The 12,488-nt window shown below is 70.9% G+C and carries 13 protein-coding genes; 6 read left to right on the top strand and 7 right to left on the bottom strand.

All coding sequences use genetic code 11. From position 1 onward, the window contains the following. Nucleotides 1-33 precede the first annotated feature (33 nt). The gene (locus ACZ5CZ_RS32290; protein WP_385840499.1) at nt 34-615 is read right to left on the bottom strand and encodes a Dps family protein; all 582 of its coding nucleotides are present in this window, start codon (nt 613-615) and stop codon (nt 34-36) included. A gap of 276 nt (nt 616-891) precedes the next feature. On the opposite strand from ACZ5CZ_RS32290, the gene ACZ5CZ_RS32285 reads away from it, so the two are divergent. Beyond that, complete coding sequence (locus tag ACZ5CZ_RS32285) at nt 892-2,052, top strand: low temperature requirement protein A (protein WP_385840498.1); 1,161 nt, start codon at nt 892-894, stop codon at nt 2,050-2,052. 54 nt (nt 2,053-2,106) lie between these two features. On the opposite strand, the gene ACZ5CZ_RS32280 is transcribed toward ACZ5CZ_RS32285, so the two are convergent. After that, nucleotides 2,107-2,826 (bottom strand): alpha/beta fold hydrolase, encoded by a 720-nt coding sequence (locus ACZ5CZ_RS32280; RefSeq protein ID WP_385840497.1) that lies wholly within the window; start codon nt 2,824-2,826, stop codon nt 2,107-2,109. Between the two features lie 21 nt (nt 2,827-2,847). Then, on the bottom strand, nt 2,848-3,819 hold the full coding sequence (locus tag ACZ5CZ_RS32275; protein WP_468947885.1) for an alpha/beta hydrolase: 972 nt from the start codon (nt 3,817-3,819) through the stop codon (nt 2,848-2,850). Between the two features lie 362 nt (nt 3,820-4,181). Between ACZ5CZ_RS32275 and ACZ5CZ_RS32270 the strand changes: the two genes are divergently transcribed. From ACZ5CZ_RS32270 to ACZ5CZ_RS32250, 5 genes are all read left to right on the top strand, one after another. Continuing rightward, nucleotides 4,182-6,068, top strand: a complete 1,887-nt coding sequence (locus ACZ5CZ_RS32270; protein ID WP_468947883.1) for an amidohydrolase — start codon at nt 4,182-4,184, stop codon at nt 6,066-6,068. A 96-nt stretch (nt 6,069-6,164) separates the two neighbouring features. Further along, nucleotides 6,165-6,827 carry a hydrolase gene (locus ACZ5CZ_RS32265; protein WP_385840494.1) on the top strand — a complete coding sequence of 221 codons (663 nt, stop codon included), beginning with the start codon at nt 6,165-6,167 and terminating at the stop codon, nt 6,825-6,827. Nucleotides 6,828-6,864: 37 nt separating this feature from the next. Further along, entirely contained in the window at nt 6,865-7,389 is a 525-nt protein-coding gene (locus tag ACZ5CZ_RS32260; protein WP_468947881.1) for a DoxX family protein, read from the top strand. Next, the gene (locus tag ACZ5CZ_RS32255) at nt 7,370-8,107 is read left to right on the top strand and encodes a YoaK family protein (protein WP_385840492.1); all 738 of its coding nucleotides are present in this window, start codon (nt 7,370-7,372) and stop codon (nt 8,105-8,107) included. Before ACZ5CZ_RS32260 ends, ACZ5CZ_RS32255 begins: the two co-directional genes overlap by 20 nt. Nucleotides 8,108-8,225: 118 nt before the next feature. After that, nucleotides 8,226-8,573 (top strand): GNAT family N-acetyltransferase, encoded by a 348-nt coding sequence (locus ACZ5CZ_RS32250; RefSeq protein WP_385840491.1) that lies wholly within the window; start codon nt 8,226-8,228, stop codon nt 8,571-8,573. On the opposite strand, the gene ACZ5CZ_RS32245 is transcribed toward ACZ5CZ_RS32250, so the two are convergent. The 4 genes from ACZ5CZ_RS32245 to ACZ5CZ_RS32230 all read right to left on the bottom strand — a co-directional run bounded on the left by ACZ5CZ_RS32245 (nt 8,566) and on the right by ACZ5CZ_RS32230 (nt 12,437). After that, entirely contained in the window at nt 8,566-9,396 is an 831-nt protein-coding gene (locus tag ACZ5CZ_RS32245) for a carbohydrate ABC transporter permease (protein ID WP_468947879.1), read from the bottom strand. The genes ACZ5CZ_RS32250 and ACZ5CZ_RS32245 overlap by 8 nt on opposite strands. Then, nucleotides 9,393-10,304 (bottom strand): carbohydrate ABC transporter permease, encoded by a 912-nt coding sequence (locus ACZ5CZ_RS32240; RefSeq protein ID WP_468947877.1) that lies wholly within the window; start codon nt 10,302-10,304, stop codon nt 9,393-9,395. The genes ACZ5CZ_RS32245 and ACZ5CZ_RS32240 overlap by 4 nt, the downstream gene beginning before the upstream one ends. After that, nucleotides 10,301-11,554: a sugar ABC transporter substrate-binding protein gene (locus ACZ5CZ_RS32235; RefSeq protein ID WP_468947876.1), complete on the bottom strand. Its 1,254-nt coding sequence runs from the start codon at nt 11,552-11,554 to the stop codon at nt 10,301-10,303. The genes ACZ5CZ_RS32240 and ACZ5CZ_RS32235 overlap by 4 nt, the downstream gene beginning before the upstream one ends. 118 nt (nt 11,555-11,672) lie before the next feature. After that, on the bottom strand, nt 11,673-12,437 hold the full coding sequence (locus tag ACZ5CZ_RS32230) for an alpha/beta hydrolase (RefSeq protein ID WP_468947875.1): 765 nt from the start codon (nt 12,435-12,437) through the stop codon (nt 11,673-11,675). Nucleotides 12,438-12,488 lie beyond the last annotated feature (51 nt).

The raw sequence follows: 12,488 nt of genomic DNA, 5'->3' as shown, positions 1-12,488 counted from the left end.
AGGCGCGGCACCCGAGCGTCAGGAGGTCATTGCTCAGGCCCGGACGCGGACCAAGGGCGTATCGACCAGGTGTTCGGCGAGGAACCACGCCTGGAGTTCGCCGGTCCGGATCGCCTGGGAGACGAGCAGGTCGTTGGTGCCGTCGTCGCCCAGCTCGGCGGTGCGGGTGGCCGCGTCATGGGCCTCCGTCAGGATGACCTCGTGGGCCTCCAGCAGTCGCGAGAGCATCGCCGGGACCTCCTCGACACCGTCCGGAGGGCGCGGGATCGACGTGATCTCGGCGACGTGCCGGGGATCGCCCACGGCGACACCGCCCAGGGTCTGGACCCGCTCGGCGAGGGCGTCGACGAGTTCCAGCTGTTCCCCCGCGTGCTTGTCCAGGACCAGGTGGAGTTGGTAGAAGGTCGCCCCGCGCATCAGCCAGTGGTGCTTCTTGTAGAGGCCGTAAAGGATCTGGGTGTCCGCGAGGACCTTGTTGAGGCGCTGGCAGGAGTACATGCGCGTCTCGTAGGACAGACCGAGGGGGAACTGCTTCACGGTCCCGAACTCCTGGATGATCTCGCCCTTCTGGTGCAGCCACGGCTGGCTGCCGACGTGCTGGGATTCGATGGTCATGTTCCGCCTCCTGCTGACTGGCCGTGGACACGGATGACGCTAGGTGCCGGCACGGCGGGCGGGTTGCCCTGAAGCGCACATGCACGTGCTCGGGAGCGCACGGAACGATCCGTGCGTGCCCTTGTTCCCTCTCGGGCAAGCCCCCGTGCGCCGGCGGGCACGGCTCGGCACCTCGTCCCGCCTAACGTCGCTGACGACATGGGCCCGGAAAACGACGAGGAGAGGCATGATGCCGAGCGAGCAGCGGAGGGTGGATTGCGCCCCGGGAGCCCCGCGTTGAGCCTGCGGGGGCGGGACCCGAGGGAAGCGCACAGAACCGCCACGACGCTGGAGTGCTTTTTCGACCTGTGCTTCGTCATCGCGGTCGCGCAGGCGTCCGCGTGTCTGAACACGGCGGTGACGAGCGGACACTGGCTCACCGGCGCCCTGCGCTTCGCGCTGGTCTTCTTCACGATCTGGTGGGCCTGGATGAACTTCACCTGGTTCGCATCCGCCTATGACCCCGACGACGTCCCCTACCGGTTGACGGTGCTGGTCCAGATCGCGGGCTCCCTCATTCTCGCCGCCGGTGTCCCCAGCGCGTTCGAGGAAGGCGATCTGCGCGTCGTCACGCTCGGATACGTCGTCCTGCGTACGGCGCTGACCACGCTGTGGCTGCGAGTCGCACGATCGGATCCCGCTCGGCGGCGGACCGCGCTCCGCTTCGCCACGGGAGTGACGGGTTGCCAGGTGGGCTGGGTCGGGGTGCTCTTCCTCCCGGCCCCGGCGCGCCTGCCGGCCATCATCGCGTTGATCGTCGCGGAGGTCTGTGTTCCGGTGTGGGCGCAGTCCGCGAGAATGACCCCGTGGCATCCGCACCACATCGCCGAGCGGTACGGGTTGTTCGTCCTCATCGTGCTGGGTGAGTCCGTCGCGGCCGCCGCTGCGGCGGTCCGCGGTGCCCTGAACCGGGACCATGGCACCGCGGCGCTGTACCTGCTGGCCGCAGGTGGCCTGCTTCTGGTCTTCGCCCTGTGGTGGCTGTACTTCGCCCGGCCGGCCCATACCCTGCTCGCCACCTCGCACCAGGCCCATCGCAGGAGGTTCACCTGGGCGTACGGCCACTACCTGATCTTCGCCTCGGCAGCCGCCGAGGGAGCCGGCCTGGCAGCGTACGCCCAGCTGATCACCGGGCGCACCGGTGTCCCGCCGTTGTCGGCGGGTGGCGCGGTCACGGTGCCGGCGGCCGTCTTCCTCATCACCGTGTGGGCTGTGCATGTCCGGCCGCACCGGCGGAGCCGGGTCGAACAGCTTGCGTTTCCCGCGGTGGCGGTGGCAGTCCTGATGGCTGCCCGCTCGCCGGCGCCGGCCCTCCTGGCCGCTCTGGCGGCGGCGGCCCTGGTCGTCGTGGTCACCCTGGTCGACCGGGCCGAGCGGGTACGGCGAGAGGGGCCGTGAGACGGAGTGGGGTGCCGCCCGGAGTCCGTCTCCGCGCAGCACCCCTTTCCCGGGTCAGCTCGTGGCGCGCACCGCCTCGCGGATCAGCTCGGCGACCTGCTTCGGCTGGGAGACGGCGACCGCGTGCGAGGCGCCCTCGATCTCGACGACGGACGCCCCCGCGCGCTTCGCGCCGAAGCGCTCCACCTCCGGGTTGATCGCACTGTCGGCGCCCGCGACCAGCGCCCAGGACGGCTTGGTCTTCCAGGCGGCGGCGGAGGCCGTCTCCTCGAAGACGGCGGCGGCCAGCGGGCGCTGCGCCACGGCCAGCACCTTCGTGACGTCTGCGGGCACGTCGGCGGCGAAGACCGCGGGGAAGGCGTCCGCGGCGATGGTGACCTCGACGGCCGGGTCGCCGTCCGCGACGGGATACGTCCACTGCTTGAGGTTGCTCACCAGCGGGGAGAGCGGGAAGCGGCCCTGCAGCTCGCCAAGGCTCTCGCCCTCTTCGGGGACGTAGGCGGCCACGTAGACCAGCCCGACGACGTTCTCCGTGGTGCCGGCGACGGTGATCAGCGCACCGCCGTAGGAGTGGCCGACCAGCACGACGGGGCCGTCGATCTGGGCGGCCACGGAGGCGACGTACGCGGCGTCCGAGGCCAGGCCGCGCAGCGGGTTGGGCGGGGCGATGACCGGGATGTCGTGGCGCTGGAGCTCCTCGATGACGCCGGACCAGCTGGCCGCGTCGGCGAAGGCGCCGTGGACGAGGACGACGGTGGGAGTGGTGGTGCTCATGTCTGTCGGATCTCCTTGCGGTCAGGCGGTGTGCAGGGCGGCGCGCAGGGTGCCGGCGGCCATCGTGATGGCGGCCTCGGCGGCGTGGGTCCCGCGCAGGGCGTTGAGCATCACGAAGTCGTGGATGATGCCCTGGAAGCGGACGGCGGTGACGGGGACGCCGGCCTCGCGAAGCTTGTTGGCGTACGCCTCGCCCTCGTCGCGCAGGACGTCGGCCTCGCCGGTGATGACCAGGGCCGGGGGCAGGCCGGTGAGCTGCTCGGTGGTGGCGCGCAGCGGGGAGGCGGTGATCCGGGCGCGCTCGGCCTCGTCGGTCGTGTACTGGTCCCAGAACCACTGCATGCCGTCGCGGCGCAGGAAGTAGCCGGTGGCGAACTGGTGGTAGGACGGCGTGTCGAAGTTCGCGTCCGTCACCGGGTAGAACAGCACCTGCTGCACCAGGGAGACGTCGCCGCGCTCCTTGGCCATCAGGGTGAGGGCGGCGCTCATGTTGCCGCCGACGGAGTCCCCGGCCACGGCCAGCCGGGTGCCGTCCAGGCCCTTGGCGGCGCCTTCCTGCACGACCCACCGCGCGACCGCGTAGTTCTGCTCGATGGCGACCGGGTAGCGGTGCTCGGGCGAGAGGTCGTACTCGGGGAAGACCACGGCGGCGTTCGCGCCGACGGCGAGTTCGCGCACCAGGCGGTCGTGGGTGTGGGCGTTGCCGAACACCCAGCCGGCCCCGTGGATGTAGAGGATCACCGGGAGGGTGCCGGTGGCCCCGGCGGGCTTGACGATGCGGGCCCGGACACTGCCCGTGGGGCCGCCGGAGACGGTGATCCACTCCTCGTCGATCGCCGGCTTGCCGATCTCGCCGGACTGCACCTCGTCGACGGCCTTGCGTCCCTCCGCCGGGGGCAGGTCGAAGAGGTAGGGCGGATTGGCGGTCGCCTCCGCGAAGGCGGCTGCCGCGGGTTCCAGTACCGGCTGAACCGGCTCGGCGGTGTGGGACATGTGCCTCTCCCGATGTTCCAAGGGACTGTTTCGTGTGGTGCGCCGGTCACGCTAGTGAGCGTCACCGGGTCGGGATGCTCCGTACGCGCACAGCGCTGTTCCCCCAGCGCACTGCGGGTTTCCGGCCGGCTGGCGAGCGTGCGGAGTACTGAGCGACGCAGTGCACTGTGGGACCAACTCCGGTGCACTGCGGAGACATTGCCGCAGGTCGGTCGCGTCTAGCGTGAGGGCGGAAGCGAGACGGTGGCCACTTGCCGCGTCTGCCCTCCATCCCACCGGCGCGCCGCGCATCCCGGACTTCGCCTCGGCGCGCCGCGGATGGGTGGAACCGAACACCCCTGTCCCGGAAAGGACTTCATGCGATGTCGACAATGCCGGTCGGCGGCCTCGTTCCGCGTGCCTCCGACGACGCCGCAGACCTCGTCGTCCGCAACGCGAAGATCCACACAGCCGACCCGAGACGCCCGCACGCCGAGGCCATCGCGGTCCGGGACGGCGTCATCACCGTCGTCGGCGACGACAACGACGTGGCCCCGCACATCGGTACGGCCACCACGGTGGTCGACGCATGCGGCCGCCGGGTCGTCCCCGGCCTCAACGACGCCCACCTGCACGTGATCCGCGGGGGCCTGAACTACGTACTGGAGCTGCGCTGGGACGGAGTGCGCAGCCTGCGGCAGGGGCTGGCGATGCTGCGTGAACAGGCCGCGCGTACCCCGAAGGGCCAGTGGGTGCGGGTGGTGGGCGGCTGGTCCGTCGAGCAGTTCGCCGAGCGCCGGCTGCCAACCGTCACCGAACTGAACGCGGCCGCTCCGGACACCCCGGTGTTCGTGCTGCACCTGTACCACTCGGCCGTGCTGAACCGTGCGGCGCTCAAGGCCGCCGGCTTCACCAAGGACACGCCGGACCCCAAGGGCGGCCAGATCATGCGCGGCCGGGACGGGGAACCGACCGGCATGCTGCTGGCCGCGCCCAGCGCCCTCATCCTCTACTCGACCCTCGCCAAGGCGCCGCTCCTGGAGAGCGAGGAGGACAAGAAAACCTCCACCCGTCATTTCCTGCGCGAGCTGAACAGGTTCGGGCTGACCTCGGCGATCGACGCCGCCGGCGGATTCCAGAACTTCCCCGACAACTACGCCACCGTCATCGAACTGGCCAAGGCCGGCCAGCTCTCGATGCGCATCGCCTATCATCTCTTCCCGCAGACTCCGGGCCAGGAGGTCGACGATCTCGCCCGCTGGATCGAGATGGCCCGCCCCGAGGACGGGGACGAATGGCTGCGCCTGAACGGCGCGGGCGAGAATCTCACCTGGGCCGCCGCGGACTTCGAGAACTTCGCCGAGCCGCGTCCCGAACTCGTCTCGGACTACGAGGCCGAGTTCGAGAAGGCGGTCCGTCTCCTCATGGAGAACGGGTGGGGCTTCCGGCTGCACGCCACCTACGACGAGACCATCCGCCGGGACCTCGCGGTCTTCGAGAAACTCGCCGCGGACGGGCTTTTCCCGGCCGGGAACCGGTGGCTGTTCGACCACGCGGAAACCGTCTCCACGGACAGCCTCGACCGCATCGCCGCGCTCGGCGGCGCGATGTCCGTGCAGAATCGTCTGTCATTCCAGGGTGAGGCGTTCCTGCGCCGGTACGGTCCCGGCGCCGCCGCGGACGCCCCGCCGATCCGGGCCATGCTGGACCGCGGGCTGACCGTGGCTGCCGGCACCGACGCCACCCGGGTGTCCTCCTACAACCCGTGGGTGGCCCTGCACTGGCTGGTCAGCGGCCGCACCGTCGGCGACCTGACGCTGCGCCCGCCGGCCAACCGCGTCGGCCGGCAGGCCGCGCTGACGATGTTCACCCGCGCCGGGGCCGTACTGACCGGCGAGGACGAGGTCAAGGGCGTCCTGCGGCCGGGCTGCTACGCGGACCTGGCGATGCTGTCCGAGGACTACTTCACCGTGCCCGAGCCCGAGATCGCTCACATCGAGTCGCTGCTGACGGTGACCGGCGGGCGGATCGTCTACGCCGCCGGCACCTACGAGGGGCTGGACGAGGAACTGCCGCCCGTCAGCCCCGCCTGGAGCCCGGTGGCGCATTTCGGCGGCTACCAGGCGTCTCCCTCAGCGGCCGGCGCCCGCCAGGCGGAGTCCCTCGGCCAGGCCGTCGCCGAATCGGAGCAGCACCGCCAGTGGCGCATCGCCCGTGGCCTCACCCCGGAGACCGCGAGCACGCCCTTCGATCCCTGCTTCGACCTCTAGAACACCCGGCAGGGGCCGCGCCGTTGAGCGCCCGTACCGGGACACCCACCGACCCCGTCCGCACACGGACGGTTCCACCAAGAAAGGTTCACCCTCGTGGTCAACATCTCCGACGTCACCGCCGCCCCCAGCCCCGACCTGCTCACCCCCGACAACTGCGCCGTGCTCTTCGTGGACCACCAGCCACAGATGTTCTTCGCCGCCGCCAGCGGTGACCGGACCTCGATCATGAACGCCGCCGTGGGCCTGGCGAAGGCCGCCAAGGTCTTCGACGTGCCGACCGTGCTGAGCACCGTGGCCGCCGAGTCCTTCTCCGGCCCGATCATGCCGCAGCTGGCCGCGGTCTTCCCCGACCAGAAGATCATCGACCGCACCTCGATGAACGCCTGGGAGGACGTGCCCTTCGTCGAGGCCGTCAAGGCGACCGGCCGCAAGAAGCTGGTCATCGCCGGCCTGTGGACCGAGGTCTGTGTCGTCCTGCCGACGCTGTCGGCCCTCGCCCAGGGCTATGAGGTCTACGTCGTCACCGACGCGTCCGGCGGCGTCAGCCCGCAGGCACATGAGCACGCCGTCCAGCGCATGATCCAGGCCGGCGCGGTTCCGGTGACGTGGGTGCAGGTACTCCTGGAGCTCCAGCGGGACTGGGCGCGCACGGAGACGTACGTCCCGGTCACCGAGGTCGTCAAGGAGCACGCCGGCGCCTACGGCCTCGGGGTCGTATACGCGCAGGCCGTCATCGGCGCCCACGCCGCCGGCTGACCGCACCGATTCCGATCCAGGAACAGGCAGGAACACGATGGACGCTGGACTACTGGTCCTCCGGCTGGTGGCGGGCTTGCTCATCGCCGGGCACGGGGTGCAGAAGGTGAGCTTCCGGCTCGGGGGCAACGGCTTGGCGGGCGGGACCGAGGAATTCCGCCGTGACGGATTCCGCGGCGGGGTGCTGACCGCACTCGTCGCGGGAGCCAGTCAGATCGGTGCCGGCCTGTTCCTGGCCCTCGGGCTGCTCACGCCCCTGGCCGCGATGGCCGCGACGGGCGTCATGACGGTCGCGGGCTCGGTCAAGTGGCACAAGGGGCTGTGGGTACAGAACGACGGCTACGAATACCCCCTGGTCCTCGTCACCGTCTCCGCCGCGCTGTCCCTCGCCGGGCCCGGACGGTGGTCCGTGGACCACGCTCTGGGCATCGCCTCCTGGCCGGTGGGGGTCGCCGTCGCCGCGATCGTGCTGGGTCCGGCGAGCGGACTGCTCACCCGCGTGGTGCTGCACCGGTCGGGCGCCGGGCCGGAAGGGGTGCAGCATGCGCACGTTGCTGACTGACGCGGTCCACACCCTCCTTCCCCGCGGCGAGGAACGTCATGGCCCGCTCCCCCCGCTGCTGCTGACCATGACGGTGGTCACCGGCCTGGTGGACTCGGTGAGCTATCTGGCCCTCGGACACGTCTTCGTCGCCAACATGACCGGCAACGTGGTCTTCCTGGGGTTCGCCTTGGGAGGCGCCGGCAGCCTGTCCGCGCTCGCGTCCGTCGTCTCGGTGACTGCGTTCCTCCTCGGCGCGCTCGCGGGTGGCAGGCTCGGCACCCGGTTCGCCACGCACCGCGGGCACCTGCTGAGGACGGCGACGGCGGTGCAGACGGTGCTGGTCGCCGTCACCGTGGTGGTCGCCGCGGTCGCCGACGGCCGGGTCACCACCTCCGTCCAGTACACGCTGATCGTATTCCTGGGGCTCGCCATGGGGCTGCAGAACGCGGTCGCCCGGCGCCTCGGCGTCCCGGACCTCACCACCACCGTGCTGACCCTGACGCTGACGGGCCTGGCCGCCGACTCCACGGCGGCCGGCGGCGAGGCGCCGCGCCCCGGCCGCCGGATCCTGTCCATGCTCGCCATGTTCCTCGGCGCCCTGGCCGGAGCCGCGCTCCTGCTGCACGGCCACCTGGTCCTGGTCCTGAGCCTCACCCTGGTCCTGCTCGCGGTCACCTCCGTGACCACCCATCGCCTCTCCGCCGCCGACGCCCCCTGGCTGCGGCCACGGCCGTGAACACGGCGGGGACCACCCCCGGCGCGAACGCCGGAGCCGGACCTTCGGCGCCTCCTCGGGACCCCTCGTCCATGGAGGCCCGGCGCACCACCGACCCGCACCCACCGAAAGGAACCCGATGAACCGGCCCTGCCCCGCACCGGCCGTCGAACGGGCGGACGACAGGCACCGTTACGAGATTCTGGTCGGCGGCCGGCTCGCCGGTCTGACCGCCTATCTCGACTATGCCGAGCAGCGGGTCTTCTACCACACGGAAGTCGACGACGCCTTCGCCGGACAGGGGCTGGCCGCGCGCCTGGTCCAGGAGGCCCTCACCGACGTACGCCGCTCAGGCATGCGCATCGTGCCGGTGTGCCCCTATGTGGCCAAGTACCTGGAGAGGCATGGGGAGTTCGCGGACATCACCGACCCGGTGACCCCGGAGATCCTGCACTGGCTCACGACGGAGCTGCGGACGCTCACCTGATCGCGCCGCTGGTGGCGTCGACGGTGATGAAGCGCTGGGCTGCGACCAGCAGCACCGCCGCCGGCACCGACGCCAGGACCGCGGTGGCCATCACCGCGTTCCACTGGGTCGTGTGAGCACCGATGTACCCGTAGATGCCCAGGGTGACCGGCCGGACCGTCTCGGTGGTGGTCAGTGTGAGGCCGAAGAGGAAGTCGCTCCAGGCGAAGAGGAAGGTGAAGACCGCGGCGGTGACCAGAGCGTTCCGGCTCAGCGGCAGCACCACGGCGCAGAAGGTGCGCAGCCTCCCGGCGCCGTCCATGCGCGCGGCTTCGATGATCTCCCTGGGAATGCCCCGCATGAACGAGTGCAGGATGATGACGGCGAACGGGACCCCGGAGGTGGAGTCCGCGAGGACGAGTCCCAGGCGGGAGTTCAGCAGTCCCAGGTCGTTGTAGGCGCCGTAGAGCGCGTTCGCCACGACGACGCCCGGCACCATCTGCGTGAACAGGATCGCGAAGAGTACGAGGCGGGTTCCCCGCAGGGAGAACCGGGCCAGGGCGTAGGCGGCCGGGGCCGCCAGCCCGAGGCTGAGCGCGACACTGCCGAGGGCCACGACGAGGCTGGTGACCAGGTTGGGGCCCTGATCGCGCAGCGCCGTGGCGTAGCCGCCGAGGTGCGGGCGGGAAGGGAACCAGGCCGCCCCCGGTGTGGTGCCCGTCGGCTGCAGAGAGGCGTTCACCATCCAGTAGACGGGAAACAGCATCACCGCGAGCAGGACTGTCCCGACGACGGTGGAGAGCAGGCCGCGGCGGCGTCCGCGCCGCGCCGGCCCGCCCCTCATGGGTGCGCGGCGCGCCGGTCGGCGCGCAGGAAGACGAGGGCGAGGACGAGCGAGAGGATGATGAGTACGTTGCCCATGGCGGCGCCGCGCCCGAACTCGAACTGCTGGAAGGACAGTTCGTAGGACCGGGTGGCGAGGGTCTGCGTGGCGTCGGCCGGTCCTCCGCCCGTCACGACGAGAATGGTGTCCAGCACCTTGAGGGTGTAGACCACGCCCAACACCAGCACGATGCTCACGGCGGGCCGCAGCAGCGGCCACGTGATGTGGCGGAACGACGCCACCGGACCGGCGCCGTCCAGCTCTGCCGCCTCGTACAGCTGGGCCGGGATGTTCCGCAGGCCGATGTACAGGATCGCGGTGTTGAAGGGGATTCCCACCCAGATGTTGACCAGGGTCACCGACACGAGTGCCTGTGAGGTGCCGGTGAGCCAGGGGATGCCGGACGACACGAGGTGGAGGGCGCGCAGTGCGTTGTTGACGGCTCCGTCGTCGGTGTCGAGCATCCACTTCCACGTCGTGGCCGAGACGACCAGCGGCAGCAGCCACGGCAGCAGCAGGAGCGAGCGCAACAGACCGCCGAGCGGGAAGCTGCGGCGGAAGAACAGGGCCAGGGCGAGACCGAGCCCGAACTGCCCGGCGACCGAACCCGCGGTGAACAGGACCGTGGTCAGCAGTGTCCGGGAGAACAGGCCCGACGACAGGATCTCCGCGTAGTTCCGCAGCCCGACGAACGGCGCGGCCCCGGTGTAGAAGGTGGCGGGCGTGTACTGCTGGAAGCTCAACACCAGGTTGTCGACCACCGGGTAGCCGAAGAACAGCAGCAGGTAGACCGCGGCGGGCACGACGAACAGCCATGGGGCGAGCAGTTCCCGCAAGCGGGTCCGGCTCGCGGCCGGCGGACAGGTCATGAACCGGTCGCGGTCCGCTGCGCGCGCCGGAGCGCCTCCTGCGGCGTCTGCTCGCCCGTCAGCGCGGACTGGATCGCCGTGGATATCGCGGTCGCCGTTCCGGGCCACTTGACTCCGAGTTCGGCGGTGCGGGACCGGGCCCGCTCCACGCTGGTGACGAAGCCGGACATCGACGGGACCCGCTCGGCGTACCGGGCCGCCACCGCGGTGCGGGAGGGCACGGTGAAGTGCTCCTTCGCCAGGGCGAGCATGGTCGTGGGGCCGTTCAGGCAGGCCAGGACCTGGGCGGCCTTCTCCTGCCGGGACGGGGAGGAGTTCTGCGGCACCGTCCACACCTCGCCGCCGAGGGGCGTGACGAGCGTCTGCCCCTTCTGGCGGACGGGGAGGGGGGCCACTCCCCAGTGCAGGTCATGGTCCTTGTTCAGCGCGGGAATCCGCCAGGGTCCGTTGACCATCATGGCGGTCTTTCCAGCGGCGAACTGGTCGTGGAGGTCGGCCTGGGTCCAGTTCAGTGCCGACCTCGACATGGATCCGCTCTTCACCAGGTCGGTCCACAGCCGGAGGGCCTGCGCGGCCTGCGGCGAGTCCAGGTGCTTCTCGTCCCCGCCGTTGGACCACAGGAAGGGCAGGAACTGCCAGGTACTTTCCGGGGTGGCGTTGGCGGAGACGGCGATGCCGTAGCGCCCCGGGCGGGTGAGGCGGGCGGCCGCCGTCCGCAGTTCGTTCCAGGTCCGTGGCACGGCGACACCGGCCTCGGTGAGCATGTCCTTGTTGTAGATGAGGGCGATCGTGTTGACGGTGGGCGCCAGCCCGTACACCTTTCCGCGGTACGTGCCCGCCGACAGGATGCCCTCGGCGAAGCCGGTGGTGTCGATGCGGTAGCGGTCCAGCGGCGTCAGTGCGCCGGTGCTCGCGATCTGCTGGAGGTCGGGGTTGTCGAGCATCAGCAGGTCGGGCAGGGTGCGTGACGACGCCTGCCGCAGGACCGTGGGGATGAGCGACGGCAACGGGACACTGGTGTGCTCGACCTTGACCCCGGCGGTCCTGCCGCAGTCGGCGAGCCGCTTGCTCCACTGGGCGTGCTCGGTCGCGTCGGTGTAGTAGTCGAGCGCGGTGATGGAGGTCGCCTTGTCCGGGGCCGACGCGGCGCCGGTTCCCCCGCCGCAGCCGGCGACAGCCAGTGCGAGGGCAACGGTCCCGAGGAGGGTGGTGATCCGTCGCGCCGACGGTCTGGGGGCCGGTGAGTTCAAGGTGGTGCCTTCCCGAGCGAGCCTGTGGTCGAGGCCAGGCGTCCCGCGTCGCCGAGGAGAGGCTTTGACACCGGCGTCTTACCCATCGAACAGGGATGCTAGCCGAGTGACCTGCGCGTCAGCCGCGCGGGAGCCCGTAGCCGTCGCCGCGGTCCATGCCCTGTTCGGCGGCTTCCCGGATCATCGCCGCCACGGCGCCGGGCTGTGACAGGGCGACGCCGTGCGAAGCGGCCACCGAGTACTCGGTGGCCGCCATGCGCTGGGCCATGAAGCGCTGGGCCATGGGGGCGAGCATCCGGTCGGCGGCCGCGATGGCGTACCACGACGGCTTGCAGGCCCAGGCCGGCGGCCCCGACGTACCGGTCAACGCGCGTCGCGCGATGGGGCGTTGGGTGACGGCCAGGGCGTCGGTGACGTGCGGTGACAGGTCGGCGGCGAACGTCGGCCCGAACTGTTCCTCGATGAGGTACATCTCGTCCTCCGGGCCACCGGTGAACCGGGCGGGCAGCGCTGCCGTGATGGTGGTGTCGGTCACCGGTGCGGAGGCGAAACGGCTCAGGATGTCCAGGACGGACTCTCCGGCGTCCAGGCCGAACGCCGCGACGTAGCACAGGGCCACGATCTGGTCGCAGTCGCCGACGGCATGGGTGATGACCGCGCCTCCGTAACCGTGTCCGGCCAGCACGACCGGGGCGTCGATCTGACGCACCACGCTCCTGATGTAGGCGGCGTCCTGCGCCAGTCCGCGCAGCGGGTTCGCCGGGGCGAGCACGGTCAGGCCGGCGGACTGTAAGAGGGTGATGACCCCCGCCCAGGAGGAGGCGTCGGTGAACGCCCCGTGCACGAGCACGACGGTTGGCAGGTGGGCGGCGGGTCCGTTCACGTTCCGATGACCTCCGAATGAGTCCTGGCGTTCCAGCCAAGCGCAGCCGGT

The sequence above is a fragment of the Streptomyces sp. NPDC031418 genome (genome assembly GCF_055581605.1).
Note: the sequence above shows the minus strand (reverse complement) of the source record. Positions and strands in the feature narration are given on the sequence as shown.

Coding starts and splice junctions, on each gene's coding strand:
- ACZ5CZ_RS32290 (WP_385840499.1), bottom strand. CDS start 615: ATGACCATCGAATCCCAGCACGTCGGCAGCCAGCCGTGGCTGCACCAG.
- ACZ5CZ_RS32280 (WP_385840497.1), bottom strand. CDS start 2,826: ATGAGCACCACCACTCCCACCGTCGTCCTCGTCCACGGCGCCTTCGCC.
- ACZ5CZ_RS32275 (WP_468947885.1), bottom strand. CDS start 3,819: ATGTCCCACACCGCCGAGCCGGTTCAGCCGGTACTGGAACCCGCGGCA.
- ACZ5CZ_RS32270 (WP_468947883.1), top strand. CDS start 4,182: ATGTCGACAATGCCGGTCGGCGGCCTCGTTCCGCGTGCCTCCGACGAC.
- ACZ5CZ_RS32260 (WP_468947881.1), top strand. CDS start 6,865: ATGGACGCTGGACTACTGGTCCTCCGGCTGGTGGCGGGCTTGCTCATC.
- ACZ5CZ_RS32255 (WP_385840492.1), top strand. CDS start 7,370: ATGCGCACGTTGCTGACTGACGCGGTCCACACCCTCCTTCCCCGCGGC.
- ACZ5CZ_RS32250 (WP_385840491.1), top strand. CDS start 8,226: ATGAACCGGCCCTGCCCCGCACCGGCCGTCGAACGGGCGGACGACAGG.
- ACZ5CZ_RS32245 (WP_468947879.1), bottom strand. CDS start 9,396: ATGAGGGGCGGGCCGGCGCGGCGCGGACGCCGCCGCGGCCTGCTCTCC.
- ACZ5CZ_RS32240 (WP_468947877.1), bottom strand. CDS start 10,304: ATGACCTGTCCGCCGGCCGCGAGCCGGACCCGCTTGCGGGAACTGCTC.